The 25,149-nt window shown below is 66.3% G+C and carries 22 protein-coding genes; 7 read left to right on the forward strand and 15 right to left on the reverse strand.

Features of this window, described 5'->3' with window-relative positions:
* Nucleotides 1–99: 99 nt before the first annotated feature.
* The 8 genes from pafA to F7O44_RS03350 form a co-directional block, all read right to left on the reverse strand.
* On the reverse strand, nucleotides 100–1,461 hold the full coding sequence (pafA, locus tag F7O44_RS03315; protein ID WP_162448728.1) for a Pup--protein ligase: 1,362 nt from the start codon (nucleotides 1,459–1,461) through the stop codon (nucleotides 100–102).
* A gap of 9 nt (nucleotides 1,462–1,470) precedes the next feature.
* Nucleotides 1,471–2,205 (reverse strand): proteasome subunit alpha, encoded by a 735-nt coding sequence (gene prcA, locus F7O44_RS03320; RefSeq protein WP_187361084.1) that lies wholly within the window; start codon nucleotides 2,203–2,205, stop codon nucleotides 1,471–1,473.
* Nucleotides 2,206–2,260: 55 nt separating this feature from the next.
* Complete coding sequence (prcB, locus tag F7O44_RS03325; RefSeq protein ID WP_162449312.1) at nucleotides 2,261–3,070, reverse strand: proteasome subunit beta; 810 nt, start codon at nucleotides 3,068–3,070, stop codon at nucleotides 2,261–2,263.
* Between the two features lie 39 nt (nucleotides 3,071–3,109).
* The gene (locus F7O44_RS03330; protein WP_162448730.1) at nucleotides 3,110–3,331 is read right to left on the reverse strand and encodes a ubiquitin-like protein Pup; all 222 of its coding nucleotides are present in this window, start codon (nucleotides 3,329–3,331) and stop codon (nucleotides 3,110–3,112) included.
* A gap of 333 nt (nucleotides 3,332–3,664) precedes the next feature.
* Nucleotides 3,665–5,176: a depupylase/deamidase Dop gene (dop, locus tag F7O44_RS03335; protein ID WP_162448731.1), complete on the reverse strand. Its 1,512-nt coding sequence runs from the start codon at nucleotides 5,174–5,176 to the stop codon at nucleotides 3,665–3,667.
* A 155-nt stretch (nucleotides 5,177–5,331) separates the two neighbouring features.
* Complete coding sequence (arc, locus tag F7O44_RS03340) at nucleotides 5,332–7,017, reverse strand: proteasome ATPase (protein WP_162448732.1); 1,686 nt, start codon at nucleotides 7,015–7,017, stop codon at nucleotides 5,332–5,334.
* 137 nt (nucleotides 7,018–7,154) lie between these two features.
* Nucleotides 7,155–8,033: a tRNA (adenine-N1)-methyltransferase gene (locus F7O44_RS03345; RefSeq protein WP_162448733.1), complete on the reverse strand. Its 879-nt coding sequence runs from the start codon at nucleotides 8,031–8,033 to the stop codon at nucleotides 7,155–7,157.
* Nucleotides 8,034–8,117: 84 nt separating this feature from the next.
* Nucleotides 8,118–9,185, reverse strand: a complete 1,068-nt coding sequence (locus F7O44_RS03350; protein ID WP_222851000.1) for a site-2 protease family protein — start codon at nucleotides 9,183–9,185, stop codon at nucleotides 8,118–8,120.
* Nucleotides 9,186–9,331: 146 nt separating this feature from the next.
* Here F7O44_RS03350 and F7O44_RS03355 point away from each other — a divergent pair, with 146 nt between their 5' ends.
* The 3 genes from F7O44_RS03355 to F7O44_RS03365 all read left to right on the forward strand — a co-directional run bounded on the left by F7O44_RS03355 (nucleotide 9,332) and on the right by F7O44_RS03365 (nucleotide 12,246).
* Nucleotides 9,332–10,237, forward strand: coding sequence for a RecB family exonuclease (locus tag F7O44_RS03355; protein WP_162448735.1), 906 nt, complete (start codon nucleotides 9,332–9,334; stop codon nucleotides 10,235–10,237).
* 102 nt (nucleotides 10,238–10,339) lie between these two features.
* Nucleotides 10,340–11,566: a sensor histidine kinase gene (locus F7O44_RS03360; protein ID WP_162448736.1), complete on the forward strand. Its 1,227-nt coding sequence runs from the start codon at nucleotides 10,340–10,342 to the stop codon at nucleotides 11,564–11,566.
* On the forward strand, nucleotides 11,563–12,246 hold the full coding sequence (locus tag F7O44_RS03365; protein WP_162448737.1) for a response regulator: 684 nt from the start codon (nucleotides 11,563–11,565) through the stop codon (nucleotides 12,244–12,246). The genes F7O44_RS03360 and F7O44_RS03365 overlap by 4 nt, the downstream gene beginning before the upstream one ends.
* 372 nt (nucleotides 12,247–12,618) lie before the next feature.
* Here F7O44_RS03365 and F7O44_RS03370 read toward each other — a convergent pair whose 3' ends face one another.
* Both F7O44_RS03370 and F7O44_RS03375 read right to left on the reverse strand, forming a co-directional pair.
* Entirely contained in the window at nucleotides 12,619–13,950 is a 1,332-nt protein-coding gene (locus F7O44_RS03370) for a glycoside hydrolase family 15 protein (RefSeq protein WP_162448738.1), read from the reverse strand.
* Nucleotides 13,947–14,708, reverse strand: a complete 762-nt coding sequence (locus F7O44_RS03375; protein WP_162448739.1) for a GntR family transcriptional regulator — start codon at nucleotides 14,706–14,708, stop codon at nucleotides 13,947–13,949. The genes F7O44_RS03370 and F7O44_RS03375 overlap by 4 nt, the downstream gene beginning before the upstream one ends.
* Before the next feature lie 163 nt (nucleotides 14,709–14,871).
* On the opposite strand from F7O44_RS03375, the gene F7O44_RS03380 reads away from it, so the two are divergent.
* From F7O44_RS03380 to F7O44_RS03390, 3 genes are all read left to right on the forward strand, one after another.
* The gene (locus tag F7O44_RS03380) at nucleotides 14,872–15,588 is read left to right on the forward strand and encodes a sugar isomerase domain-containing protein (RefSeq protein ID WP_162448740.1); all 717 of its coding nucleotides are present in this window, start codon (nucleotides 14,872–14,874) and stop codon (nucleotides 15,586–15,588) included.
* 201 nt (nucleotides 15,589–15,789) lie between these two features.
* Entirely contained in the window at nucleotides 15,790–16,557 is a 768-nt protein-coding gene (locus tag F7O44_RS03385; protein ID WP_343073803.1) for an ABC transporter ATP-binding protein, read from the forward strand.
* Between the two features lie 4 nt (nucleotides 16,558–16,561).
* On the forward strand, nucleotides 16,562–19,126 hold the full coding sequence (locus F7O44_RS03390; RefSeq protein ID WP_162448742.1) for an ABC transporter permease: 2,565 nt from the start codon (nucleotides 16,562–16,564) through the stop codon (nucleotides 19,124–19,126).
* Between the two features lie 228 nt (nucleotides 19,127–19,354).
* Here the strand turns inward: F7O44_RS03390 and F7O44_RS03395 are convergent, their stop codons facing one another.
* Nucleotides 19,355–20,029 carry an HAD family hydrolase gene (locus F7O44_RS03395; protein WP_222851001.1) on the reverse strand — a complete coding sequence of 225 codons (675 nt, stop codon included), beginning with the start codon at nucleotides 20,027–20,029 and terminating at the stop codon, nucleotides 19,355–19,357.
* Nucleotides 20,030–20,273: 244 nt separating this feature from the next.
* On the opposite strand from F7O44_RS03395, the gene F7O44_RS03400 reads away from it, so the two are divergent.
* Nucleotides 20,274–21,125 carry a PAC2 family protein gene (locus tag F7O44_RS03400; protein WP_162448743.1) on the forward strand — a complete coding sequence of 284 codons (852 nt, stop codon included), beginning with the start codon at nucleotides 20,274–20,276 and terminating at the stop codon, nucleotides 21,123–21,125.
* 593 nt (nucleotides 21,126–21,718) lie between these two features.
* Here the strand turns inward: F7O44_RS03400 and F7O44_RS03405 are convergent.
* The 4 genes from F7O44_RS03405 to pgsA are packed head-to-tail and all read right to left on the reverse strand — an operon-like array spanning nucleotide 21,719 to nucleotide 24,952.
* Nucleotides 21,719–22,252 carry a hypothetical protein gene (locus tag F7O44_RS03405; protein WP_222851002.1) on the reverse strand — a complete coding sequence of 178 codons (534 nt, stop codon included), beginning with the start codon at nucleotides 22,250–22,252 and terminating at the stop codon, nucleotides 21,719–21,721.
* Nucleotides 22,253–22,263: 11 nt separating this feature from the next.
* Nucleotides 22,264–23,406, reverse strand: coding sequence for a glycosyltransferase (locus F7O44_RS03410; RefSeq protein ID WP_162448745.1), 1,143 nt, complete (start codon nucleotides 23,404–23,406; stop codon nucleotides 22,264–22,266).
* The gene (locus tag F7O44_RS03415; protein ID WP_162448746.1) at nucleotides 23,403–24,344 is read right to left on the reverse strand and encodes a phosphatidylinositol mannoside acyltransferase; all 942 of its coding nucleotides are present in this window, start codon (nucleotides 24,342–24,344) and stop codon (nucleotides 23,403–23,405) included. Before F7O44_RS03415 ends, F7O44_RS03410 begins: the two co-directional genes overlap by 4 nt.
* Complete coding sequence (gene pgsA / locus F7O44_RS03420; protein WP_162448747.1) at nucleotides 24,341–24,952, reverse strand: phosphatidylinositol phosphate synthase; 612 nt, start codon at nucleotides 24,950–24,952, stop codon at nucleotides 24,341–24,343. Before pgsA ends, F7O44_RS03415 begins: the two co-directional genes overlap by 4 nt.
* Nucleotides 24,953–25,149: the final 197 nt, after the last annotated feature.

The following is a 25,149-nucleotide window of genomic DNA, read 5'->3' on the forward strand; positions in this document are numbered from 1 at the left end:
AACAGGCACCTACCCTAATCCCTGGCTTCGTTCGTGTGCCACGCGGCGCGCACTCTGCTCGTGCGAGACATTTGCCGGGCTACGGGTGCCTGAGGGCCGTTACATGCTGTCGATCAGCCGCGCCACCCGTTCGTCGCTGGACCGGAACGGATCCTTGCACAGCACCGTCCGCTGAGCTTGGTCGTTCAGCTTCAGATGAACCCAGTCCACCGTGAAATCGCGGCGCCGCTCTTGAGCGCGTTTGATGAATTCCCCGCGTAGCTTCGCGCGGGTGGTTTGTGGTGGCACGGATTTCGCCTCGAAGATCTCGATGTCTCGCGAAACCCGTGACACGGCACCTCGACGTTCGAGCATGTAGTAGAGCCCGCGCCCGCGGTGGATGTCGTGATAGGCGAGGTCCAGTTGGGCCACTCTCGGATGTGAGAGTGTCATGCCGTGTTTGGCGCGGTATCGCTCGATCATGCGGTACTTGGTCACCCAGTCGATTTCGCGCTCGATCAGGCCCAGATCGCCGGTGTCGACCGCTTTGAGCGTGCGTTCCCACAGCTCCAGCACCCGGCGGATGACCGGCGTATCGATTTCACGACGTTCGACGAAGTTGCGAGCCTTGGTGAAGTACTCCTCCTGGATTTCCAGCGCCGAGGCCTCGCGCCCGCCGGCGAGGCGGACCTTGCGCCGTCCGGTGATGTCATGGCTGATCTCCCGGATGGCCCGGATGGGGTTCTCCAAGGCGAGATCACGCAGGCCGATGCCGGCTTCGATCATTCGTAGGACCAGGTCGGTGGCGCCCACCTTCAGCAGGGTGGTGCACTCGTTCATGTTGGAGTCGCCGACGATCACGTGCAGCCTGCGGTACCGCTCGGCATCGGCATGCGGCTCGTCACGTGTGTTGATGATGGGCCGGCTGCGGGTGGTGGCGCTGGACACACCCTCCCAGATGTGTTCCGCACGCTGGCTCACGGCGAACATGGCGCCCCGGGGGGTCTGCAGCACCTTTCCGGCACCGCAGATGATCTGGCGGGTGACCAGGAATGGAATCAGGACGTCAGCGAGCCGGGAGAACTCGCCGTGCCGACCGACGAGGTAGTTCTCGTGGCAGCCGTATGAGTTGCCGGCTGAGTCGGTGTTGTTCTTGAACAGGTAGACATCACCCACGATGCCTTCTTCGGCCAGGCGCCGCTCGGCATCGACCAGCAGCCCTTCGAGTACCCGCTCCCCTGCTTTGTCATGGGCGACAAGATCGGTGATCGAATCGCACTCCGGCGTGGCGTATTCGGGGTGGCTCCCGACGTCCAGATACAGACGTGCGCCGTTGGAAAGAAAGACGTTACTGCTGCGGCCCCAGGTGACTACCCGGCGAAACAGATAACGCGCGACCTCGTCGGGCGAGAGCCGCCGCTGACCTCGAAATGTGCACGTGACACCGTACTCGTTCTCTATCCCGAAGATGCGGCGATCCATGAATCGACTTTAGTCGTCCGGCTCGTCGGATGCGGTATCTGTTACGTCTCGATTTTCGTTGCTCAGTAAAGCCTCGAGTTGAGCGCCGCGAATGCGCCTGAATGTACGGCGGGGACGGCGCCGCTCCAGCACGGCGACCTCGAGCTGCGAAGTGGAGAGCTGGCGAGACTCCCCGCCCTCGTCGCGGCCCAGGGACTGCACTGCCAGACGTAGCGAGTCTTCGAGCGAGGCGGAGTGCTGGAAACCTTCACGAACATAGCCGGTCACCTGCTCGGCGGGCCCGCCCATCACGGCGAACCCGCTTTCGGAGAAGACCGAGCCGTCGTACACGATCCGGAAGATCTCGTCGCTGGCCTCATCCTGGCCGAGCTCGGCCACCACGATCTCGACCTCGTAAGCCTTGGGATCCTGCGTGAAGATGGTGCCGAGCGTCTGGGCGTAGACGTTGGCCAGCGCCCGGCCAGAGACGTCGGCACGGTCGAAGGCGTATCCACGAAGGTCGGCCAACCGCACGCCGGCCTGCCTGAGGTTCTCGAACTCGTTGTATTTGCCGACGGCCGCGAACGCAATGCGATCGTAGATCTCGCTGATCTTGTGCAGCGACGGCGACGGGTTCTCCGCGACGAACAAGATCCCGCCGGCATACTGCATGACGATGACCGAACGCGACCTGGAAATGCCCTTGCGGGCATAGTCCGCCCGGTCTTTCATGATCTGTTCAGGCGAGACATATCCGAACTGCATCGACACCAGTAGTGATCCTCTCGAGGCCAAGGTTGGTCAGATCAGGCGTGCGCCGCTAGCTCAACGGAGCTTGTGGCCCGTCGGGACGGCCACTCCGGGCCGAAACCACGCGGTCCACGATGGGAGCGACGTCATCCGTGGCGTACTGGTTGAAGCCGTTCTCATCTACCACGGCGATGATGGGAAAGATCTTCCGATGGAGGTCTGGGCCGCCGGTCGCGGAGTCGTCTTCGGCGGCGTCGTACAACGCCTGGACACCCGCGGTGACGGCGTCTTCAGCGGTGAAGTCGGAACGATAGAGCTTCTTCAGGGATCCGCGGGCGAAGACCGAGCCCGAGCCGACCGAATAGAAGTCATGTTCCTCGGACCGAGCGCCCGTGGGGTCGTACGAGAAGATCCGGCCGCGCTGGTCGCCCGGATCGAACCCGGCGAAGAGCGGGACGGCCACCAGCCCTTGCATGGCGAGGCCCAGATTCGCCCGGATCATGTGAGCCAACCGGTTCGACTTACCTTCCAGCGAGAGGACGGTGCCCTCGATTTTCTCGTAGTGCTCCAACTCGAGCTGGAAAAGCTGGACGAGTTCGAACGCGATGCCCATAGTGCCGGCGATGCCGACCGCGGAGAACTCGTCAGCCTGGAACACTTTCTGGGCATCTCGTTGCGAGATGAGGTGCCCCGCGGTGGCGCGGCGGTCACCAGCCATCACCACGCCCCCGGGGAAGGTCACCGCAACGATGGTGGTGCCGTGTGGGGCAAGCCCGGAGTGGTCCCTGCCGTCGCTGTGCCCGGCCAGCCGGCGCCCCGGCAAGAGGTCGGGGGCATAGTGCGTCAAAAACTCGGTGAATGACGACGTCCCCGTTGTCATGAATGCCGTCGGCAGCCGACCGATGTCGGACAGGTCCACTTACTCTCCACCTTTCTGGACGAATGACCTGACGAAATCTTCCGCGTTCTCTTCGAGGACCTCGTCGATCTCATCAAGCATGGAATCGACGTCGTCAGCGAGCTTCTCCTGCCGATCTTTGACATCTTCGGCAGCCTCAGTCGCCTGAGCCTCTTCGGCCTCGGTCTCTTCGTTCCGGCGAGGCTGTTTGCGCTGCTGCCCGCCGCTTGTGTCACGCGCCATCGTCAACCTCCGATCGTCGCCTAACTACGACCCTATCCGGGAAAGGTGACATCAGCGTCGCAGGGACCCGTCCAATACCGCAGAAGATCCTTCGCCCTGAGCGAACCGCCTGCTGAGCGCGGTGCGCTCGACGTTCCGTTCCTTGAGACGGAACGCCGAGCCCAGCCCCTAAGAGGCCGCGCAGAATGGGAGTCGCCTGGCTCGCGTACCCGAGCATCCTGGCTGGCGGCGTTGTCGTCAGTCGACGCACAAACCCAGTGCGACTCCTTCCTCCGCCTTGCCATCCAGGCGCCCGACCCCGCTCACTATCAGGCGCCCCATTCTGCGCGACCTCTAACGCGCGGTCAGCTCCGAGACCAGTTCCGCCGCCGTGTCACAACGATCCAGCAACGCACCGACGTGTGCTTTGGTGCCGCGCCGCGGATCGAGGGTGGGGACGCGCTGTAGTGCGTCGTGGCCGGGCAGATCGAAAATCACCGAGTCCCACGATGCGGCGGCTATGGTCTCGGCGTACTTGTCCAGGCAGCGCCCCCGGAAATATGCCCGGGTGTCTTCCGGCGGACCATAGACCGCACGAGTCACCTGCTCTTCGTTCAGCAGGCGTTTCATCCGCGACTTGGCCACCAGCCGGTGGTACAGCCCCCGCTCGGGGCGCACGTCGGAGTACTGGAGGTCCACCAGCTGGAGTTTCGGATTGGACCAGTCGAGTCCGTCGCGTTCGCGATATGACTCGAGCAGTGCCAGCTTCGCCACCCAGTCGAGCTGATCGGACAGCGACATCGGATCGTTTCCGAGAGCGGTCAGAATCGACTCCCAGCGATCGAGGACGTCCGCGGTGACCGGATCGATGTCCGAGCCGTAACGGTCTTCGACGAACTTGCGGGCTTGCTCCGCGTATTCGGTCTGCAACTGCACCGCGGTCAGCCTGCGGCCGTCGGTGAGCTCCACCTGGTGTTGCAGGCTGGGATCGTGCGAGACCTCATGCAGGGCCGTCACCGGGCGCTCTATCGCAAGGTCCCAGCCGAGGAAGCCATCCTCGATCATGGTCAGCACCAGCGCTGTGCTCCCCAGCTTCACATACGTGGAGATCTCCGAGAGATTCGCGTCGCCGACGATCACATGAAGGCGCCGATAACGTTCCGGGTCGGCGTGCGGCTCGTCACGAGTGTTGACAATCGGCCGTTTGAGGGTGGTCTCGAGGCCGACCTCGACCTCGAAGTAGTCAGCGCGCTGCGAGATCTGAAACCCGTCGCGGCCGCCGTCCTGGCCGAGGCCGACACGTCCGGCGCCGCAGACCACCTGCCGGGAGACAAAAAACGGCACCAGATGCCGGACGATGTCGGCGAACGGCGTGGCCCGGTTCATCAGATAGTTCTCGTGGCATCCGTACGAGGCGCCTTTGTTGTCCACGTTGTTCTTGTACAGCTGGATAGGTGCTGTGCCCGGAACATGTGCGGCGAAGCGCGCGGCCTCGGCCATGATGTGCTCGCCCGCCTTGTCCCACATGACCGCGTCGAGCGGGTTGGTGACCTCGGGCGAAGAGTATTCGGGATGTGCATGGTCGACGTAAAGTCGCGCGCCGTTGGTCAGGATGACATTCGCCAGGCCGATTTCCTCGTCGGTGAGCTGGCTCGGGTCGGCGCCGGTGCGGGAGAGCTCGAAGCCACGGGCGTCGCGCAGCGGGTTCTCTTCCTCGAAGTCCCAGCGCGCCCGCCTGGCCCGGGCACGCTGGCCCGCGTAAGCGTTCACCACCTGCGACGACGTGAGCATCGAGTTGGCTGCGGGATTGCTCGGCACCGAGATGCCGTACTCGGTCTCGATGCCCATAATGCGGCGTACGCTCATGCAACGAGCCTACGTGAGAGAAGCCCGATCACCAGTAGCCGGCCACGCGATTGACCACTGACGCACGCGGACCGTGGCGCGGCAACCGATGTGCTCGCGACCACGGTCCGGCGTGAGTGCTAGGCGTGAGCGCTACGCGTGAATGTGAGTGAGTGTCAGAGGTACTGGCCGGTGTTGGCAACGGTGTCGATCGACCGGCCGGCCTCGCTGCCGGTCTTGCCGGCGACCAGCGTCCGGATGAAGACGATACGCTCGCCCTTCTTGCCGGAGATACGCGCCCAGTCGTCCGGGTTGGTGGTGTTCGGGAGGTCTTCGTTCTCCTTGAACTCGTCGAAGCAGGCATTGAGCAGATGCTGTACGCGGATACCCTTGACGCCGGTGTCGAGTGCGTCTTTGATCGCCATCTTCTTGGCTCGATCGACGATGTTCTGGATCATCGCACCGGAGTTGAAGTCCTTGAAGTACAGCACTTCCTTGTCACCGTTGGCGTATGTGACCTCGAGGAACCGGTTCTCGTCGGTCTCGGAGTACATGCGCTCGACCGACCGCTGGATCATCGCCTCGACCGTCGCCGCTTTGTCGCCACCGTGCTCGGCGACGTCGTCGGCGTGCAGCGGCAGATCGGTGGTGAGGTACTTGCTGAAGATATCCTTCGCGCCTTCAGCGTCAGGACGCTCGATCTTGATCTTCACGTCCAGCCGGCCCGGCCGCAGGATGGCGGGGTCGATCATGTCTTCCCGGTTGGACGCACCGATGACGATGACGTTCTCGAGGCTCTCGACACCGTCGATCTCCGACAGCAACTGGGGAACGATGGTGTTCTCGACGTCGGAGGAGACACCTGAGCCGCGGGTACGGAACAACGAGTCCATCTCGTCGAAGAAGACGATGACCGGCGTGCCCTCGCTGGCTTTTTCCCGAGCCCGCTGGAACACCAGCCGGATGTGGCGCTCGGTCTCCCCCACATACTTGTTCAGCAGCTCTGGACCTTTGATGTTCAGGAAGTACGACTTGCCCTCCGACTTTCCGGTCTTGCGGGCGACCTCTTTGGCGAGAGAGTTGGCGACAGCCTTGGCGATCAGTGTCTTACCGCAGCCCGGCGGGCCATAGAGCAGCACGCCCTTGGGTGCCTGAAGATGATGCTCTTTGAAGAGGTCGGCATGTAGATACGGCAGCTCCACCGCGTCGCGGATCTGGTCGATCTGGCCACGGAGGCCGCCGATGTCCAGGTAGTCGATGTCCGGGACCTCTTCGAGGATCAGCTCTTCGACCTCGCTCTTCGGAATACGCTCGTACACGAAGCCCGCACGGGGTTCGAGCAGCAGCGAATCCCCGGACCGCAATCCAGAGTCACGCAGCGGCGAGGCAATGTGGACGACGCGTTCTTCGTCGGTATGCCCGATGACCAATGCGCGTTCGGTGTCGGCGAGCAACTCCTTCAACATCACGACCTCGCCGACACGCTCGTACTCCAGCGCTCGCACCACGTTGAGTGCCTCGTTGAGCATGACCTCCTGCCCAGGCTGCAGAGAGGCGATGTCGACTTCCGGGCTCACCGCCACCCGAAGCTTGCGGCCGCCGGTGAACACATCCACCGTCCCGTCCTCGTAGCGGGACAGGAATGTGCCGAAACCGGACGGGGGCTGTGCCAGCCGGTCAATCTCCTCTTTCAGTGTCACGATCTGGTCGCGGGCCTCGCGCAGAGTCACCGACAACCGTTCGTTCTGTGCGTTGACCGAAGCCAGGCGGGCCTCGAGAAAGGCCACCTCACCAGCGAGCTCAGAGGGCTCACGCCCCGATCCTCGACGTGTGTGCTCGAAGCCGTCGTCATGCGTTGCCACGGTCGCACCTCCTCGTCAGGCTTCCTCGATAACCTGACCCTACATTCGCTTAGCCAGATTGCGCCGCCCATAGGCTCGTCGTGACGAGATGGTGACGTAGATGATCACCCAACCCCAGCCGCATCCGGTCGCGATCCTCAGTCCCCACCCTCGTCAGAGCGGTTCTGCGCGCTCGGGGCCGGCCGCCGTCTCCGCAACGGAGCCGGCACTCCGGGAGCCATCCGGCGTGTCGTCACCAGGAATCCGGTGTGCCCGACCATCCGGTGGCTCGGCCGCACCGCGAGCCCTTCCACATGCCATGTACGCAGCATCGTCTCGCTGCTCATGGGTTCGGTGAATCCTCGGTGTTCCCGCAACGCCTCGACGACCGTCGACAGTTGTGTGGTGGTCGCCACATAGACGCACAGAACGCCACCTGGTACTAGGACGGGCGCCACCGCATCCAGGCACTCCCACGGAGCCAGCATGTCGAGGATCACCCGGTCGGCGTCGGCGTCGTCGATCTCATCGGCCAGGTCGCCGACGGTCAATTGCCAGGCTGGATGCGGTCCCCCGAAGAAACGTTCCACGTTCTGCGTCGCGATCTTCGCGAAGTCGGCCCGGCGTTCGTAGGAATGAACCTGCCCCTCGGCGCCGACGGCCCGCAGCAGTGACATCGTCAACGCTCCTGAACCCACTCCGGCCTCCACCACCCTGGCGCCGGGATAGATGTCAGCCATCCCGATGATCTGCGCGGAGTCCTTGGGGTAGATCACCGTGGCGCCGCGGGGCATCGACAGGACATAGTCGGAGAGCAATGGACGCAGCGCCAGATAGACCGTTCCGCCGGTTGACGTGACCAGACTGCCCTCGGGCTGCCCGATCAGAGCATCGTGCTCGAATGATCCCTTGTGGGTGTGGAACTCACGCCCTGCTTCGAGCGTGATCGTGTGATGACGTCCCTTCGGGTCGGTGAGCTGGACCTGATCGCCCACCCGGAACGGACCGGAACGTCGTCTTGTCTCGGTCGTCGGCATGCGACGAAGGCTATCCGGGCGCCGCCACAACCCGCGCGAGCAGGGGCCACGCTCACTATCCGGCGCTCCTACACGCGCGGACTCTCAACGGCCGGACAGCGCGGCGTCGACGTCAGCGGCGGCCAGCACTCCGTACACCGCCCCGTCCTCGTCGACGACGAGATACTCGGATGCGAGATCCGCGCGGATGGCGCGGAGCAGGTCTTCACCGCGGACGTCCAGCTTGACCACCATCCCGTCGCGCAGCGACCGCGCGATGTCGGAGATGGGCACCCATGGCCGGCGCTCTTCCGGCATAGCCGCCAGCGCCGCCCCACTGACCAGGCCGGTCGGGCGGCCGGCGCTGTCCACGACGACCATCGCGGTGGCACTCTGCTCACTCGCCCGGCGCAGCGCCTCCGAGACCGGCTGGTCGGCCTGGACCGTTACCGCGGGCCGGGCCAGCCGGCCTGGATCCAGCTGCGGCAGCCTGGCGCGCATCCGCCCGACTGCCAGGCTCTGCGTCGCGCCGGTCCAGAGCATCGCCGCCACGAGTACGGCCCACAGGAGCCCGAACGTCGTTGGGCGCCCGCCTCCGGCGAGGAACGGCACGCCTAGCACCAGGACTGCGAGGACCTGCCCGGCCCGGCCCGCGACCAGCGTCCCCCGGTGCTCGTCGCCGCTGATCCGCCACACGACGGCACGCAGCATGTGCCCGCCGTCCAGCGGCAGTGCCGGCAGCAGATTGAAGGCCCCGACGATGATGTTCGCCGCGGCCAGCACTCGCAGCAGGTATTCCGCGATGTCACCGGTGACGGGCACCGAGGCGGCATAGGCCAGCAAGCCGAGGGCCAGCGAAACCGCAGGCCCCGCGGCCGACACGAGCAGGTCGCGCCCGGGGGTGGGCGACTCCCGTTCGATTTCGGTATGCCCCCCGAGGAAGTGCAGTGTGATTCCACGTACCGGCAGGCCGAAGCCGAGCGCGGTGAGCGCGTGGCTCACCTCGTGCAGAAATACCGACAGGTAAAGCAGCACGGCGAAGGCGAAGGTGATCGCGTAAGTGCCCGCGCCCAGATCCGGAAAACTGCGTCCGACGAACGGTTCGAACCCGACGGTGATGACGGCTGCCACGATGAACCAGGTGGGGCTGACGTAAACAGGTACTCCGGCCATTCGCCCGAGTCGAAGGTTTTGCCAGCCGCCGATCCGCATACCCCGAAGCCTACGGCCGCCCCTCAGAGCCTGACGCAGACCCACCGGACCAGAACGCCGGTTGTCCCGGCCGACATTGTCGGTCTGGTCGTCTACGCTTCTCGGCAATGAATACACCAGTGGCGAGCAACGCCTCCACGGCTGGCGAGCATCCTCCTCCGCCGGTGCTGAGCCTGTCGCCCTCTCGCGCCGCTGATTTCATGAGTTGCCCGTTGTTGTATCGCTTCCGCACCATCGACCGGCTTCCCGAGCCCCCCAGCCCCGACGCCGCGCGCGGCACAGTGGTGCACACGGTCCTGGAGCGGCTGTTCGAGCTGCCGGCTGCGGAGCGTACGCCGGACGTAGCCATCCGGCTGATCCGCCCGGCATGGGATCAGTTGCTGGCCGCTGAGCCGGAGGTCGCCCACCTCTTCGGCGCGGAAGCCGCCGCTCTGGAGACGTGGCTCACCAGCGCCGAGCAGCTTGTCGAGCGCTACTTCACACTCGAGGACCCGCAGCGCTTCGAGCCGGCCGAGCGTGAGCTCTACGTCGAGACCACGCTGGACTCCGGGCTGCGGCTACGCGGCTATGTTGATCGGCTCGACCGGGCGCCTGCCACGGGTGAGATGCGGGTGGTTGACTACAAGACCGGCAAGGCGCCCCGCGCCGGATTCGAACAACGCGCCATGTTCCAGATGCGGTTCTACGCGCTGGTGCTCTGGCGCCTCCACGGCACCGTTCCACGCCTGCTCCAGTTGATCTATCTCGGAAGCGGCGAGATCCTGCGATATGAGCCCGATGAGGCCGATCTGCGCGCCACCGAACGCAAACTCGGCGCGTTGTGGGACGCCATCAACCGCGCTACGGAGAACAAAGACTGGCGGCCCAGCCCCAGCCGCTTGTGCGACTGGTGCGCCCATCAGGCGCTATGCCCGGAGTTCGGCGGCACCCCGCCGCCCGTACCTGAGTCGCCGGTCGCGCTGGAGTCCGACACCGAGGCTCCGTCGCCCAGGACCTCCGGCGCTGATCTCTGAGGCATACCGCTGGCTTGCCAGGCAATCGTCCTGAGGGCGGAGACCATCGATCCGCGCTGAGGATGACAGTTTCGCCGAAGTCGCCACCTACCGTTGGTGTACATGACAGGGCGGCCCCTCCCACATTCACGCTTCAATCCGAGGTTGTTCGACGGTGTGCTGGTGACGGTGCTGCTCGCCGTCGGGGTCGGGTCCATCTTCCTGTATTCCGACACCGTCGGCGCTCATCTGGACGGTGACGCCCTGGGCGTGTTCATCATCGTGCTCACCACCCTTCCGCTACTGCTACGCCGCCGGTATCCGGGGGCGGTCGGGCTGTTCGTCCCGGTCGCGATGCTGCTGTATCTCGAATGGGACTATGCCGCCCTGACAGCGTTGCCGATCATGCTGATCGCCGCCTATTCCGTGGGCGCCTACGCCAGGTTGGGCATGGCTCTGGCGACGCTGGGCGTCCATCTGGCCGTGACGGTGACCTTCCTCGTGCTCTCACTGGACGAGGTCAGCCTCCGCGGCACGTTCACGTACAACCTCTTGTTCATTGCTCTGGGCTTCGGCGGCGCGGTCGTGATCGGTCATGGCATGCGCCAGCAGCGGATCTACACGAGCGCGCTCGAAGCGCGCGCCGACCAGCTGGAGCAGAGCCGCGACGCCGAACTACGCGCCGCGCTGATCGAGGAACGCTCGCGGATCGCTCGCGAGCTCCACGACGTCGTGGCCCACCACGTCTCGGTGATGACCGTTCAGGCCGCGGGCGCCCAGCGCTCGCTCGACCGGAATCCCGAGGGCAGCGCCGAGGCGTTACGGTCAATCGAGAGCACCGGTCGCGCGGCTCTCGGCGAGATACGCCGGCTCCTCGACATCTTTCGCGGGAGCGAGCAACGCCAGGCGCCGGAATGGACAACCCACCGTGGCCCCCAACCCGGTGTAGCCGACCTCGAGGAACTCATCGAGCAGGTACGCGCCGCCGGAGTGCACGTGGACCTCGTCGTCGAACCTGGTCTGCATGACGTTCCCGCCGGGGTCAACGTGACCGTCTTCCGGATCGTGCAGGAGGCGTTGACCAACACCCTCAAGCACGCCGGCCCGTCGAAGGCGGAGGTTCAGCTGTCGCGCACCGCCGACGCCTTGCTGGTCCGCGTGCGCGACGACGGCCGCGGCATGGCGGCCGGCCTCGAGGACCGCCGCCGCGGGCACGGCCTGCTCGGCATGCGAGAACGGGTCACCCTCTATGGTGGGACGTTGGCGGTCGGGCCACGTCCGGAGGGCGGGTACGAGGTACGGGCGCGGATACCTTTCGACCCTTCTGAACATGCGGCGGTGCCAAGATGACGGAGACCCACCCGATCCGGGTCCTTCTCGTCGACGATCAACCTCTATTGCGCACGGGCTTCCGGATGATCCTGGAGGCAGAGTCCGATATCGCTGTCGTCGGTGAGTCCGGGGACGGAGAGGCCGCTCTCGCCGCCACCCGCGCTTTGCTGCCCGACGTCGTGCTCATGGACATCCGGATGCCGCGAATGGACGGCGTCGAGGCCACCCGCGCCATCACGGGCACCGCACGGGAGGAGCCACCCCGCGTACTGGTGCTCACCACCTTCGATCTCGACGAGTATGTCGTCGAAGCGTTGCGAGCCGGAGCCAGTGGGTTCTTGCTGAAAGACGTCCCGGCGGATCAGCTGGTGAACGCGATCCGCACCGTGGCCCGCGGCGATTCCGTGGTGGCGCCCAGTGTCACCCGGCGGCTGCTGGACATGTTCGCGGCCCGGCTGCCCGCCAGCGACGCTCCCACCCCGGCCAGCCTGTCCCACCTGACCGCACGAGAACGCGAAGTTCTGATCATGGTGGCGCGCGGGATGTCCAATGCCGAGATCGCGTCCGAGCTCGTGGTCTCCGAGACCACCGTCAAAACCCATGTCGGCAACCTGCTGACCAAACTCGGGGTCCGCGACCGCGTCCAGGCCGCGATCTATGCCTACGAAAGTGGCCTCGTCACGCCGGGCGCTCTCTGAGTGCTCTAGGGCTGAGTGCTCTAGGGCTGAGCGGCTCCGGGAGATGGAGTCTCTCCTTGCCCAGCAGACTCGGTCGCAGGGAGGCTTCGCCATCGATCTCCCTCGCTGATGCCCACCACACCATGGAGAGACTCCATCTCCCGGAACCCCTCAGGGCCCCGGAGTCACTCAGCGCCCCAGATACGCTCACCAACCCGCAGGCGCCTCCAGCGTGGCCGCGATGGTCTCCGGGGTCGCGGCCGGGCGCCGACGCCACATACCCGCGCCCGCTCCGGGTGCCGGGGGATCCAGCCTCCGTAGGCCTCCCGGCCGCGTCCGCCCGCGCCGAGAATGGCTACCCGCACCTGACCAGGCTCGCTCACGGTTTCCCCCTTAAGACCCCGGCGCCGAGACGTTATTCTCCGTGGGTTCTGCCGAGGCTGGTACCGGCAGTGCTCGACCCTCCAGTTCGGCCAGCGCCATCAACACTGTCGCGCCGGTGAGTCCTAGCGGGGCCACGGCAGCCGGTGTGCCGGCGGCAGTGACCTTCTCGGGCAGCGAGCCGAGCCTTGTCCGGCGCAGATCCAGCCAGCTGAGCAGCCGGTGCGCCATGGCTGTCTCGCCGGTGGCCGCCGCGGTGAGGGCGTGCAGGGAGACTTGCGGCGTCCACGCGGTGGCGCGATCGGTCCATTCTTCGCCGGGCCGCACGCCGCCGTTGGCGACCGTCGTCGCGTCGACTGCTTCGCGCCAGGCCACGTGTACTAGCTCAGAGGGAGGCCGGAAGGGCGGCAGCAGGAAGGCGACGGAGGCATCGCGCCCCCCGCGACCACTTACCCGGCGGCAGTACCCGTGCCGTCCGAACTGCTCGTCGATCGCTGCACTCAACCCCGTCGCGGCGTTGTGAGCCTGCTCGGCGAGGGCCGCCCGGCTCGGATCGCCGCTGCCCGCCAGCAAATCCCGGCCGCACCGGAGGCCGAAAAGCAATGGTGCCGCCGAACCGAGTGTGGCTTCTTCAACGTCCATCTCCCAGAAGTCTTGCGACGCGCGCGGCAGGTGCGTTACCGGATCGAGCGCGTCCACGCCGGCCCGTACGGCTGCGTCGATCATGCTCATCAGGGGCCCTGGCTCCCCACCACCGGTCTTCCACCACACCCAGCTCGCCCACAGGGTCCAGCCGTTGCCGTCCAGCTGCCGGCCCCTGCCGTCCGGAACGTCGCCCGAGCCGTCCGGCAGGTAGCGGGCCTGCCAGCCGCCGTCGTCCTCCTGCATCGCCGCGACGTACTCCAGCTGCCGCCGCGCGTCGTCATGCCGGCCGATCAGACACAGGGCTACCGCCATGAAACCCGTGTCTCGCGGCCACACGTAACGCCAGTACGGGCTGCCCGCCGCCACCGCGGCTCCGTTCGGGAAGGTCAGCGCGTCGATGTCGGTCACGGCCACTTGCGCCATGTCCGCGTATGGAGTGTCACCTCCAGGCAGTGCGGCCCGCTCGAGCCACGCCCGCGCGCGCTCGGCCTGTTCCAGCGTCGCCGCTGCCGCACCGGGCAGCTTGGCACCCGCGGGATCCAGAAAAGCGGTGCCCGGGTACCGGAGCACACCGGAATGGGGAGGAACGACGACGGGTGCGCCGTCCGTACCCGTCACGACGCCGTCGGAGTACAGCCGGGTCTCGGGTTTCCACGCCGTCCCACGGGTCCCGAGCGCTCCAGCTCCCGCATCGGTCATGCATTGTCCTGCTGGGTGAACGTCACGGTGCTGAAGTCGTAGCGGTCACCGCGGTAGAGCGAGCGCCCGTGCTCGACCTTGCGGCCGTGCTGGTCGTAGCCGCTCTGCACCACATACAGCCCTGCCGCGCGCTCGGGGACGCCGAACAGTTCGGCCGTGGGGGTGTCGATGTTCATCGCGCTGATGCGGCGCTCGTGCCGGGATATCCGGATGCCGTATTCCTTGGCGAACAGCGCGTACAGCGATGCTTCCAAGTCGTGATCGAGCAGCCCGGGAAACAGCCGCGCCGGCAACCGGACTCGCTCGATGGACAACGGGACCTCGTCAGCCAGCCGAACCCGGATGATCTCGTAGAACTCCGAGCCGGGCTCGATGGAGAGGTCGTGGGCAACATTGAAATCAGCCTCGGCGACGTTCGCCTCCACCAGCCGCGAGCCGGGGGTCCAGCCGCGTTCCCGGATCTCTTCGGAGAAGGACTTCAGCACCGGCGCCTTGGACACGTGCGGAGCCGCGACGAACGTGCCCACCCCCGGTGCCGATCTCAGCAGGCCCTCCTCTTCCAGCAGCTTCAGCGCCGCACGAACTGTCACCCGCGACACGCCGAACAGCTCGGCGAGGCTGCGTTCGGACGGGAGCACGTCGGCAGGCTGCAGTGTGTTGATGAACTGTTTCACCAACAGGTCGCGCACTTGCCGGGGTTTGACCGAGGGCCGGGCCATCACTACCTCTCGCGATCCGATGAACATACCAGTGGTCATCTTCTTAGTACGGTGTTGAGGGGGATATTATCGCCTCGGTTGTTCAGTTAGCTAGACCGACGGTCTATAAACTCATCCGGCGCTGCCTCGCGCCTGAGGCGGTCCGGTGACATATCCCGCCGAGCGGCATGTTCCCTGGCCCAGCCACTACTGGAGTTGCTCGATGCCCGCTGCCACCACCACGTATCTCGAGGCCATCCGGCGCCTGCTCACCCAGCTCGAGGAGCACGAGACCAGCGCCATCGATCAGGCCGGCCAGCGCGTCGCCCAAAGCATCACCGCCGGAGGGGTTCTGCACGTCTTCGGCAGCGGGCACTCCATGCTGGCAGCGATCGAACCGACCGTGCGGGCCGGCGGACTCGCTGCGGTCAACCTACTCTTCGACGCTGCCCTCTCCCCCACGGACCCGTCCCGCGTCTCGACGGTCGAGCGGCTGCCGGGCTATGCCGGCACGATTCTGCAGCACACGTCCGTCGAGCCCGGAGAGGTCCTGATCGTGATCTCTCACTCGGGGATCAACCCCGTGCCCATCGAGATGGCCGCCGGAGCGCGCGAGCGCGGCCTCACCGTCGTGGCTGTGACCAGCCTGGAGCATTCCCGCCGCGCGAGCTCACGGCACGTGTCCGGCCGCCGCCTGTATGAGGTCGCTGACATCGTGGTGGACACGCACGCCCCGTTCGGCGATACCACGGTCGACCTCGCGAGCGCCGGCACCGGGGCCGTCTCCACCATTCTGGCGTGTGCCGCCGTCAATGCCATTACCGTGCGCGCCGCGGAACTGCTGGCCGGCAACGGCGCAGACGTCCCGGTTCTGGTCAGTCAGAACGTCGACGGCGGCGACGATCACAACGAGCGCCAGATCGAGCGCTATCGCCGGTAGCCCGCAACCAGATCGGGGACAGGTCGGGGCAGATCGAGGGCGGGTCGGGGACAAGTCGGGGTCTCCGGCTCATTCTCCGGGATGACAGCCGCGCCCGGCTCGTTCGTCCGGTGGAGCGGCCAGACCCCTCCAAGATGTGATCTAGCAGCGCAGATGCACCCCTACGGTGGTCATAGTGAACAACGAGACCGAGGAGTCACTGTGACCAGCACCCATCAAGCCGGCCCTCCAGCGGCCCATGCCGTTGACCTCACCAAGGTCTACGGTTCCGGGGATACCCAAGTGGTGGCGCTGGGCGGTGTGAGCGTCGAATTCACCGCCGGGCAATTCACCGCGATCATGGGACCGTCCGGCTCCGGCAAATCGACCTTGATGCACTGCATGGCCGCGCTGGACACTCCTAGTACTGGCCAGGTCTTCATCGGCGATGTCGAGCTGAGCTCCCTGAACGACAAGAAGCTGACCAGGATCCGCCGTGACCGGCTCGGCTTCATCTTCCAGGCTTTCAACCTGGTGCCCACGCTGACTGCCCAGGAGAACATCACCCTTCCCCTCGACATCGCCGGCACCAAGGTGGACCAGGAATGGTTCGCCACGGTTGTCGCCACCGTCGGACTTGGCGACCGGCTGAAGCACAAGCCCAACGAACTCTCCGGCGGCCAGCAGCAGCGCGTCGCCTGCGCCCGTGCGCTGGTCAGCCAACCCGACATCATCTTCGCCGACGAGCCCACCGGAAACCTCGACTCGCGTTCCAGCGCCGAGATCCTCGCGTTCCTGCGCCGGTCGGTCCGTGAATTCGGCCAGACGATCGTCATGGTCACCCACGACCCTGGGGCGGCGGCCCACGCCGACCGGGTGCTCTTCCTCGCTGACGGCCAGTTCGTCGACGAGATGATCGATCCCACCGCCGAGAAGGTTCTCGAACGGATGAAGAGCTTCGACGCCACGACCGCCGGGCAGGTGGCGTAAGCCCATGCTGCGCGCCACTCTCAAGAGTCTCGCCGCCCGCAAGCTGCGGCTCGGTATGAGCGCCTTCGCGATCGTCATCGGCGTGGCGTTCGTCGTCGGCTCCTTCGTCTTCACCGACACACTCAACCGGACATTCAGCGACATCTTCAGCGACCTCAACGCCGACGTCGTCGTCGGGCCCGCGACGCCGGAAGGCCAAGACTCGTTCGTCTCGATGGCTGGTTCAGGCGCCGGCGTGGCCGTGCCCGCCGCCGTCGTCGACGAAATCGCCCAAGTTCCCGGTGTGGAGCGAGCGATCGGCGAGGTGGAGAACTCCAGCGTCTACATCCTCGACAAGGACGACAAGGTCGTCGGCGTCGCGGGTGCTCCAGGCATCGCCGTGAACTACCTCGAAGGGATGGCCGAGGATGGCGACGACGTTCTCCAGCTCGTCGACGGCCGTCCACCCGAACGGCCCGGAGAGGTGGTCGTCGATGATCAGACCATCGACAAGACCGGCTACGAGATCGGGGACGAAGTCTCGATCATCACGCTGGGAGACGAGCCCAGGATCACCGCCGACATCGTGGGGATCGTCCGGTTCGGCGATGACGGCAGCCTGGCCGGTGCCAGCTTGGTGGCCTTCGAGACCAGCACCGCACAAGAACTCTTCCTGGACGGCGAGAACGCCTTCAGCCAGGTCCAGATCACCGCTGAGGCCGGTATCGAACCGGAGGAGCTGCGCGCGAGCGTCGCTGCTGTCTTGCCGGACACCCTGGAGGCACGTACCGGAGCGGAGGTGGACGACGAGTTCGCCTCGGCCGTCGAGGAAGGCATCGGGTTCTTCAACACGTTCCTGCTGGTGTTCGCCGCCATCGCGCTGTTCGTCGGAGTCTTCCTCATCCTCAACACGTTCTCGATCCTGGTCGCACAGCGCAGCCGGGAGATGGCGCTGTTCCGTGCGCTCGGCGCCGAGCGACGGCAGGTCACCCGGTCGGTGATGATCGAGTCCGTGGTCGTAGGTCTGGTCGGAGGCACACTCGGGCTCGTGCTCGGGCTGGGCATCGCCTGGCTGCTGCAGGTGGTCTTCGCCGCGTTCGGCATGGACTTCGGGACCGGGCTCGTCCTCCAGCCGCGAACCGTCGTTGTCGCCTACGTGGTCGGAGTGCTGGTCACCATGGTGGCGGCCTTCGTGCCAGCGCGCCGCGCCGCCAAGATCCCACCGATCGCCGCGATGCGCGAGGACGCCACACTGCCGGAGTCTTCACGGCGCACGCGCTGGCTGATCGGCGGCGCCGTCACCGTCGTCGGCGCCGCGGCCATGGTGGCCGGGCTGGCCGACATCGCGACCAATGCGTTGCTCTTCGTCGGCGCCGGTGTCCTCGCGGTCTTCGTCGGTGTGGCCCTGCTGGCACCCATCATCTCGGTTCCCATCATCTCGGTGATCACCAGCTGGTATCCACGGGTCTTCGGAACCACCGGCCGGCTCGCCAAGCAGAACGCGATGCGCAATCCGCGCCGGACGGCCGCGACCGCTTCCGCCTTGATGATCGGCCTGGCCTTGGTCTCGGCGATCGCCGTCGTGGGCGCGTCGACCAAGAAAAGCACCGACGAGGCGCTCGACGATGGCCTGAACGCTGACTTCGTCATCGCCAATGCCACTCCCGGGCAGCCGTTCTCGCCCGAGGTCGGCGAACGGGCCCAACAGACCGAGGGTGTCGACACCGTCGCCGTCGTGCGCTACGTGTTCGCCGTCGTCGACGGATCCCAGGACATGATCACAGCCCTGGAACCGGACGCCTTCAACCAGGCCAGTCCGATCGAGATGGTCGAGGGTGCCCTCGACGTGTCCGGGGACGGCGCCATCGTGGGCGAAGGTCGCGCCGACCGCGACGGCATCGACATCGGGGACACCGTCAGGTTCGATGTCACCGGCGGTCATGCCGAGGTGACCGTGGCCGGCATCTACGACGACGACCACCCGCTGCTCGGCGGTGGCTTCCTCGTCGGGCTGGACACGCCGCGTGCCGCCGGGCTGCCAGATGCCGACTCGACGCTTTATGTCCTGGCCGCGGACGGAGCCGACATCACGCAGGTGCAGGCCGCCCTCGACCAGGCGACGGCGGAACTTCCCACGGTGACGGTACAGAACCGGGAGGAATACAAGCAGGCATCCCGCGACGGCATAGACCAGATGCTGAACATCGTCTACGCGCTGCTGGGCCTGGCCGTACTCATCGCCATCCTCGGCATCGTCAACACCTTGGCGCTCTCAGTGCTGGAACGCACCCGGGAGGTGGGCTTGCTGCGGGCGGTGGGCCTGAGCCGCCGGCAGCTTCGCCGGACGGTGCGGCTGGAGTCGATCGCCATCGCGGTGCTGGGTGCGGTGCTCGGCATCGGGCTGGGGCTGTTGTTCGGTATCTCGCTGCAGCAGGCGCTCTCCGACGACGGGCTCGCTGTCCTGGACGTGCCGCTCGGGCAGCTGATTGCGTTCGTGGTCATGTCCGCGGTGGTCGGCGTGCTGGCGGCGGTGTGGCCGGCCCGGCGGGCGGCCAAGCTCGACGTGCTGCGGGCGATCACCACCGAATAGGTGATCCCGGCAAATGGGGTGTTTCCTCGCCCAGCAGGCTCGGTCGAGGGGAGGCTTCGCCATCGGTCTGCCTCGCCAGCTGATGGTCGCGCTCGCCATGCCCAGCACACCATGGAAAGACCCCATTTGCCGGGCCCATAGACCGTCGGATCCTCAAAGGGGGACGAACACATGTGGGCGCTTCTTGTACTCGCTGGATCGCTGAACGACGGGTCTGCGGACCGTGGCTCAGCGGCCGGCGGGGCCGGCTCCGAACGCGGCGACGAGTCCGGCGGGATCGATGCCGGCAAGCGTCTCGACGAGCGCCAAGCCCGGCCGGGGCTCGAGGCCGACGGTGTTCGGAACGCCCAGCACCGGCATTCCGGCCGCGATGCCGGAGGCAACGCCGGTCGGTGAGTCCTCGATGACCACACAGTCGGCCGGGGACACCCCGAGCTCCGCGGCGGCGGCGAGGTACGGCTCGGGGTGCGGTTTACCCTTGCTGACCGAATCACCGGTGATCACGGCGGCGAACGTGTCGGAGGGCAGCTGGCTGATCACTGCGTCGGCGAGTACGCGGTAAGACATTGTCACCAGCGCGCATGGCACACCGGCCGCACTCAGCTGCGAGAGCAGCTCCACGGCTCCCGGGCGCCACTCGACGCCCTGTTTGACACCGGCCAGTACCTCGCTGAGCAGGCGATCGACGACCTCGGCCGCAGTGATCGGGAGACCGGCCTTGTTCCGGATGTACTCCCCCGCCTTCAGCAGTTCACTGCCGACGAGCGCCAGGCTGTCCGCCTCGGTCCACACCCCGCCGTGGCTTTTGACCAGGTCTTGCTCGGCGGCGATCCAGAGTGGTTCGGTGTCGACGATGGTGCCGTCCATATCCCACAGGACGGCGGCCGGATTTCGGGATAACACGGTCCCATCCTCGCATGTCACCGACTGCCCGCTGCGGGACGCTACGTTGTGTCCTGCAACTCGAGCGTCATCGGGCTCAGTCCGCAGGACGCTACGTTGCGTCCTGCAGCGCGAGGCGGAATCGGATGTGAAACCATCAACGGATGCACCCTCAACCAGTCAGACACGCCCCGGCGACCGCGACGCTCGCGGTGTGGCCTCGTAGTCTGACTGTTGACAGTGTCACCGACGGGGAAGGATCAGAGTGATCGAACTCGAGAGCGTTCCGCAACTGCGCGAGCCGGTTCTCATCGCCGCGTTCGAAGGGTGGAACGATGCCGGCGAGTCGGCGACGGCCGCCGTTGAACACCTCGAGCAGATCTGGCAAGCCGAACCGCTTGCGTCGCTCGATCCTGATGAGTATTACGACTTCCAGGTCAACCGTCCCGTCGTCTCCCTCGACGCCGACGGCATCCGCAGCGTGCGCTGGCCCACCACCCGGATCACCATCGCTCAGAGCCCCGAACTTTCTCGCGACGTCGTGCTCCTGCGGGGTATCGAGCCCAACATGCGCTGGCGGGGTTTCTGCGCAGAGCTGCTGGGGGCTGCGGCGGAACTCGGCATCGAGCAGGTGATCTCCCTCGGAGCGCTCCTCGCCGACGTGCCGCACACCCGCCCGGTCCCCGTCACCGCCACGACGAGCGATCCAGACGGTGCCAGCGCGCTGGGCCTGGAGCCGTCGCGCTACGAGGGCCCCACGGGCATCGTCGGCGTTTTCCAGGACGCTGCGACGGTCGCCGGGCTCGACGCGATCTCGCTCTGGGCCGCAGTTCCCCATTACGTCGGCCAGTCCCCCTGCCCCAAGGCCACCGTCGTGCTGTTGCGGCGGCTGGAGGACCTGCTGGAGATGGCGGTGCCGCTGGGCGACCTGCCGGAGCAGGCCGAAGCGTGGCAGCACGGCGTCGAAGAGCTCGCCCAAGAAGACAGCGATGTCGCCGAGTACGTCAGCCGGCTCGAAGAAGCCTCCGACGCCATCGATCTCCCCGAAGCCTCAGGGGAACACATCGCCCGGGAGTTCGAGCGCTACCTGCGCCGCCGCGGCATCGGCGACACCTGATTCGCGCGGCATCTTCCGTGAACATACGGTCGCTCCGTGTGATGCGTTCGCGGCTCGAGCCACCGAACTGCTTGGCTATTCGAGGGTGACAGGTTGCGGGAATCCACCGTCCCCGCGCTGGCCGGCGACGTGGTCGTCCGGACATGGCAAATCTGCCATGGCAGTCCGCCTCGTGTCGATCTCCACTGTGTATCGGACGCACAGAATCACCGTTGCATCGTCGTAAGTCCAGCCACCGCCGGTTATGGCACGCGCCCTAAACGACACTCCGATCTCCACAGCGCTATTCTCTCCGTCCGCGACATGGAAGACCTGCCTGGAGGCACCCGGCGACTCCGCCGTCGCCAGTACCGCACCTCGTACCCGTGCCTCGTCTATGTCACCGACCGCTTCTGCGATCTCGCCCTCAAGCGCCAGCGCCCGACTGCGGACTTCTGCGGTCGCTTCCTCCAAGGCGCTTGGGGCCTGGCAACCGGAAAGAGCCACCAAGACCGCTAAGCTCACGGCCCCCGAAGCGCCATGCAGACGTCTCGTCACAATGATGAACACTAGTTGACGAATATGGTCACTTAGTGTTCATGATCATGAGGAGGTCAGCCGTTGAAGGCGCGGGGCACGGTGTCGTCGAGTTCGACAGGCTCCGGCCACGGTGCGTGCCCGGCCAGTCGCAGCCAGCGCACCAGGAGCTTGCGGCGCAGCCGTTGCGCGCCGCGGACCAGCTCGTTGTGGAATCGCCTGGCGTGTGCCGCGCGCCGGCAGGCCATCCCCAGCTCACCCAGTGCCTCGGCGAGCTCCGGTTCCTCATCCCGCCAGACGGCCAGTTCCTCAGGCTCGTCGAGGGCGGCACCCAGCACGGCCGTGAGATCGCTTTCAGCTTGGTGCCGGCCGTCCTCGTCGACAGTGCGAGCCCGCGACGCGGCGTCGGCGATCACGACTGACGTCGCGGGATCGAGCAGGTTGGACGTGGCCAGCTCCAGCGCCGACGCCGAGCGCCGCAGCAGCTCCGCGTCGAGCACCGCCCTGGAGGCGTCCACGCGGGCGTGGAGCCGGTCCAGACGTCCCGCGGTCCAGGAGAGGTAGATGCCCAACAGCAGCAGTACGCCACCGGCAACCAGAATCCAGATCACAAAGGTGGACACTATCGACCCGGCATCCGGAATCGGCGGCTGGCCGCCGGCGTGCCGACGGCGAGAACCATCTCGTAGACGGACAGCACCTCGGTCGTGATCTCCGACCAGTCGTAGCGGCGCACTGCCGCCGAAGCGGCGTCGCGGTAGCGCTGCCGGCGTTCATCGTCGGCCAGGAGTGCGCACGCCTCGGTCGCGAGAGAATCCGCGTCGCCCACTGGAACCAGCGAGCCGAGCCTGCCGTCGTCCAGCACGGCGCGAAACGCGGCGAGATCACTCGCGAGCACCGGCGCCCCGGCCGCCATCGCCTCGACCAGGACGATGCCGAACGACTCACCGCCGGTGTGCGGCGCGATGTAGACGTCGCTACTGGCCAGCATGGCGGCCTTCTCGTCGTCGGTCACGGCGCCGAGGAATGTCACCGCGTCGCGGTGCTCAGCCGGAATCTGCGCGCGGGCCTCTTCGACGTCGCCGGGGCCGGCGACCAGCAGCCGGGCGCCGGGGAAGTCGGTGTGGATGGTCGGCCATGCCGCGAGGAGCACCGGCAAGCCCTTGCGGGGCTCGTCGACCCGGCCGAGGAACGAGAGGGTGCCACCATCACCCTGCCAGTCGGGGCGGGGCTGCACGTCGAAACGGTCGACGTAGAGTCCATTCGGGATGAGCACCGCGTCACCGCCCAAGTGCTGCACGATAGTTCGCCGGGCCTCTTCGGACACCGCGATGCGAGCGCTGAGCTTCTCCAGAGTCGACTGCAAGATCCCGTGCGCGGCGCTGAGCACGCGGGAACGCTTCGAGCCCTGGTGGAATGTGGCCACCGCCGGGACGTCGGCCCACCAGGTGGCCAGCAGTCCCAGGCTCAGCGTCTCGGGTTCGTGAATGTGCACTAGATCGAACTTGCCGTCGGTGAGCCAGCGCCGCACGCGGGCGGCCGCGCGCGGGCCGAACAGGATGCGCGCCACCGAGCCGTTGTACGGCACCGATATGGGGCGCCCCGCCTTCACCACATAGGACGGCACGACGTCGTCGTCACCGCCCGGCGCGAGGACGGACACGTTGTGCCCACGCGCCATCAGCTCCTCGGTGAAGTCCCGGATGTGGAATTGCACGCCGCCCGGGACCTGCCAGGAGTACGGGCAGACGATTCCAATGTTCACGAGACGAACTTACCGTCGTGCGCCTGCCGAGGGTCTTCGGCGGGAAAATCGGACAAGAAGAGCCGTTGTGCCATATGCCAGTCCTCCGGATGCTGGCTGATGCCCACTTCGAAAGCATCAGCGACGCGCTGCGTCATCGCAGCTATTCGGCCGGCGCGCTGCTCGGGAACCTCGATAGGATCGTGGAACTCGAGCACGATGCCGTGGTTCGGCTCCTTGCCCTCGTAGTGCGAGGTCATCGGCACCAATGCGGCTCCGGTGCGCAACGAGAGCATAGCCGGGCCTGCCGGCATTCTGGTCTGTTCGCCGAAGAAGGTGACCGGAACACCACGCCGCGACAGATCTCGATCGGCCGGCAGACATACCAGTCCACCTCCCTCGAGGTGTTCGGTCAGCTTGGCCATGATGTTCACATCACTACCCGAAAGTGGCCAGATGATCAGTCCCAGTCTCGTCCGGTAGGCCAGGAACTTCTCGAACAGCTCCTCCGGGCGCAGCCGTTCGGCGACACTGGCAGCGGAGATGCCCGTCAATCCGGCCCATGCGCCGGCATGGTCCCAGTTGGCCATATGTGCCAAGGGCACGACGATCCCCTGCCCGCTTTCCAGCGGCTCCCGTAGGCGGTGTTCGTTGATGGTGCGCACCCGGTTCGTGACGCGTTCCTGACTCCAGTCGCCGATCCGGAACGCGTCGCACCAATACCGCAGGTAGGACCGCATCGCGGCCCGGCTCAGGTCACGAAGCTCGCCCGGGCTCGCGTCGGGCACCACCCGGGCCAGGTTGCGTTCGAAGCCCTGCGCCGCTGATCCATGCCGGCGCCACGCGACGTCGGCGATGGTCCGGAACAACCCGTAGGCGCCGCGTTCCGGCATCGCTCGCACGGCGGCCCACCCGGCGCTGTACATGAGATATCTGCGCCGGTCCGCGAAGCTCGTCATGCCTGGATCGCCTGCCTCCGCACCTCGCGGATGCGCTGGAACACCGTCCACGCGCTGGCACTCATCAGCAGCCAGAGCACAACTTCCAGCACCACAACCGGCAATCCAAACAATCCCACCAGGCCAGTGGTCACCAGTACCGCCACCAGGCGGTCGGCACGCTCGGCGATGCCACCGGAGGCGGTGTAGCCGAGGCTTTCGGCCCGGGCCCGCGCATACGAGACGACCGCGCCGAGCGCCAGGCAGGCGATCAGCAGCGCTGTCATCCGGAGATTGTCCCCGTCACCGGCGAACCACAGCGCCAGCGCACCGAAGATCGCGGCGTCACCCACCCGGTCCAGAACCGAGTCGAGGAACGCCCCCCACGTGCTCTTGCGGCCCGACAGCCTCGCCATGATGCCGTCGATGTTGTCGGCGAAGACGAACGCCGTGATCACAAGCGTGCCCACGAGGAACTCGCCCCGGGGGTAGAACGCGAGCGCGCCCGCCGTCACGCCGATGGTGCCGACGATGGTCACCGCGTCCGGGCTGATGCGGGCCTTCGTCAGGGCACGCGCAACTGGAGTGAGGATGCGCGTGGTGTAAACGCGCGTGTACTTGTCAAGCATCTGCCTGGTTTCGTCGATTCTTGGTCGGACAACGAGTCGAACATGGGTGGTGCGGATTGCGACCGGCGGTGTCCCCCGAAAAACACCCACCTGGCCCCGCCATCGTAGGAGATGGATCCTTGGTTGCCCCTTGCGGATCCTCGTCTAGCGCAGCAGAGTGGCATTCACCACTACGCATGATGGTCGGCGCTGACACC

This window comes from Phytoactinopolyspora mesophila (genome assembly GCF_010122465.1).
Classification (GTDB): Bacteria; Actinomycetota; Actinomycetes; order Jiangellales; family Jiangellaceae; genus Phytoactinopolyspora; species Phytoactinopolyspora mesophila.

What these genes read in the sequence shown, in the direction of transcription:
- pafA (WP_162448728.1), bottom strand. Translation starts at nt 1,461, where the DNA reads ATGGATCGCCGCATCTTCGGGATAGAGAACGAGTACGGTGTCACGTGC.
- prcA (WP_187361084.1), bottom strand. Translation starts at nt 2,205, where the DNA reads ATGCAGTTCGGATATGTCTCGCCTGAACAGATCATGAAAGACCGGGCG.
- prcB (WP_162449312.1), bottom strand. Translation starts at nt 3,070, where the DNA reads ATGACAACGGGGACGTCGTCATTCACCGAGTTTTTGACGCACTATGCC.
- F7O44_RS03330 (WP_162448730.1), bottom strand. Translation starts at nt 3,331, where the DNA reads ATGGCGCGTGACACAAGCGGCGGGCAGCAGCGCAAACAGCCTCGCCGG.
- dop (WP_162448731.1), bottom strand. Translation starts at nt 5,176, where the DNA reads ATGAGCGTACGCCGCATTATGGGCATCGAGACCGAGTACGGCATCTCG.
- F7O44_RS03345 (WP_162448733.1), bottom strand. Translation starts at nt 8,033, where the DNA reads ATGCCGACGACCGAGACAAGACGACGTTCCGGTCCGTTCCGGGTGGGC.
- F7O44_RS03350 (WP_222851000.1), bottom strand. Translation starts at nt 9,185, where the DNA reads ATGGCCGGAGTACCTGTTTACGTCAGCCCCACCTGGTTCATCGTGGCA.
- F7O44_RS03355 (WP_162448735.1), top strand. Translation starts at nt 9,332, where the DNA reads ATGAATACACCAGTGGCGAGCAACGCCTCCACGGCTGGCGAGCATCCT.
- F7O44_RS03360 (WP_162448736.1), top strand. Translation starts at nt 10,340, where the DNA reads ATGACAGGGCGGCCCCTCCCACATTCACGCTTCAATCCGAGGTTGTTC.
- F7O44_RS03365 (WP_162448737.1), top strand. Translation starts at nt 11,563, where the DNA reads ATGACGGAGACCCACCCGATCCGGGTCCTTCTCGTCGACGATCAACCT.
- F7O44_RS03370 (WP_162448738.1), bottom strand. Translation starts at nt 13,950, where the DNA reads ATGACCGATGCGGGAGCTGGAGCGCTCGGGACCCGTGGGACGGCGTGG.
- F7O44_RS03375 (WP_162448739.1), bottom strand. Translation starts at nt 14,708, where the DNA reads ATGACCACTGGTATGTTCATCGGATCGCGAGAGGTAGTGATGGCCCGG.
- F7O44_RS03380 (WP_162448740.1), top strand. Translation starts at nt 14,872, where the DNA reads ATGCCCGCTGCCACCACCACGTATCTCGAGGCCATCCGGCGCCTGCTC.
- F7O44_RS03390 (WP_162448742.1), top strand. Translation starts at nt 16,562, where the DNA reads ATGCTGCGCGCCACTCTCAAGAGTCTCGCCGCCCGCAAGCTGCGGCTC.
- F7O44_RS03415 (WP_162448746.1), bottom strand. Translation starts at nt 24,344, where the DNA reads ATGACGAGCTTCGCGGACCGGCGCAGATATCTCATGTACAGCGCCGGG.
- pgsA (WP_162448747.1), bottom strand. Translation starts at nt 24,952, where the DNA reads ATGCTTGACAAGTACACGCGCGTTTACACCACGCGCATCCTCACTCCA.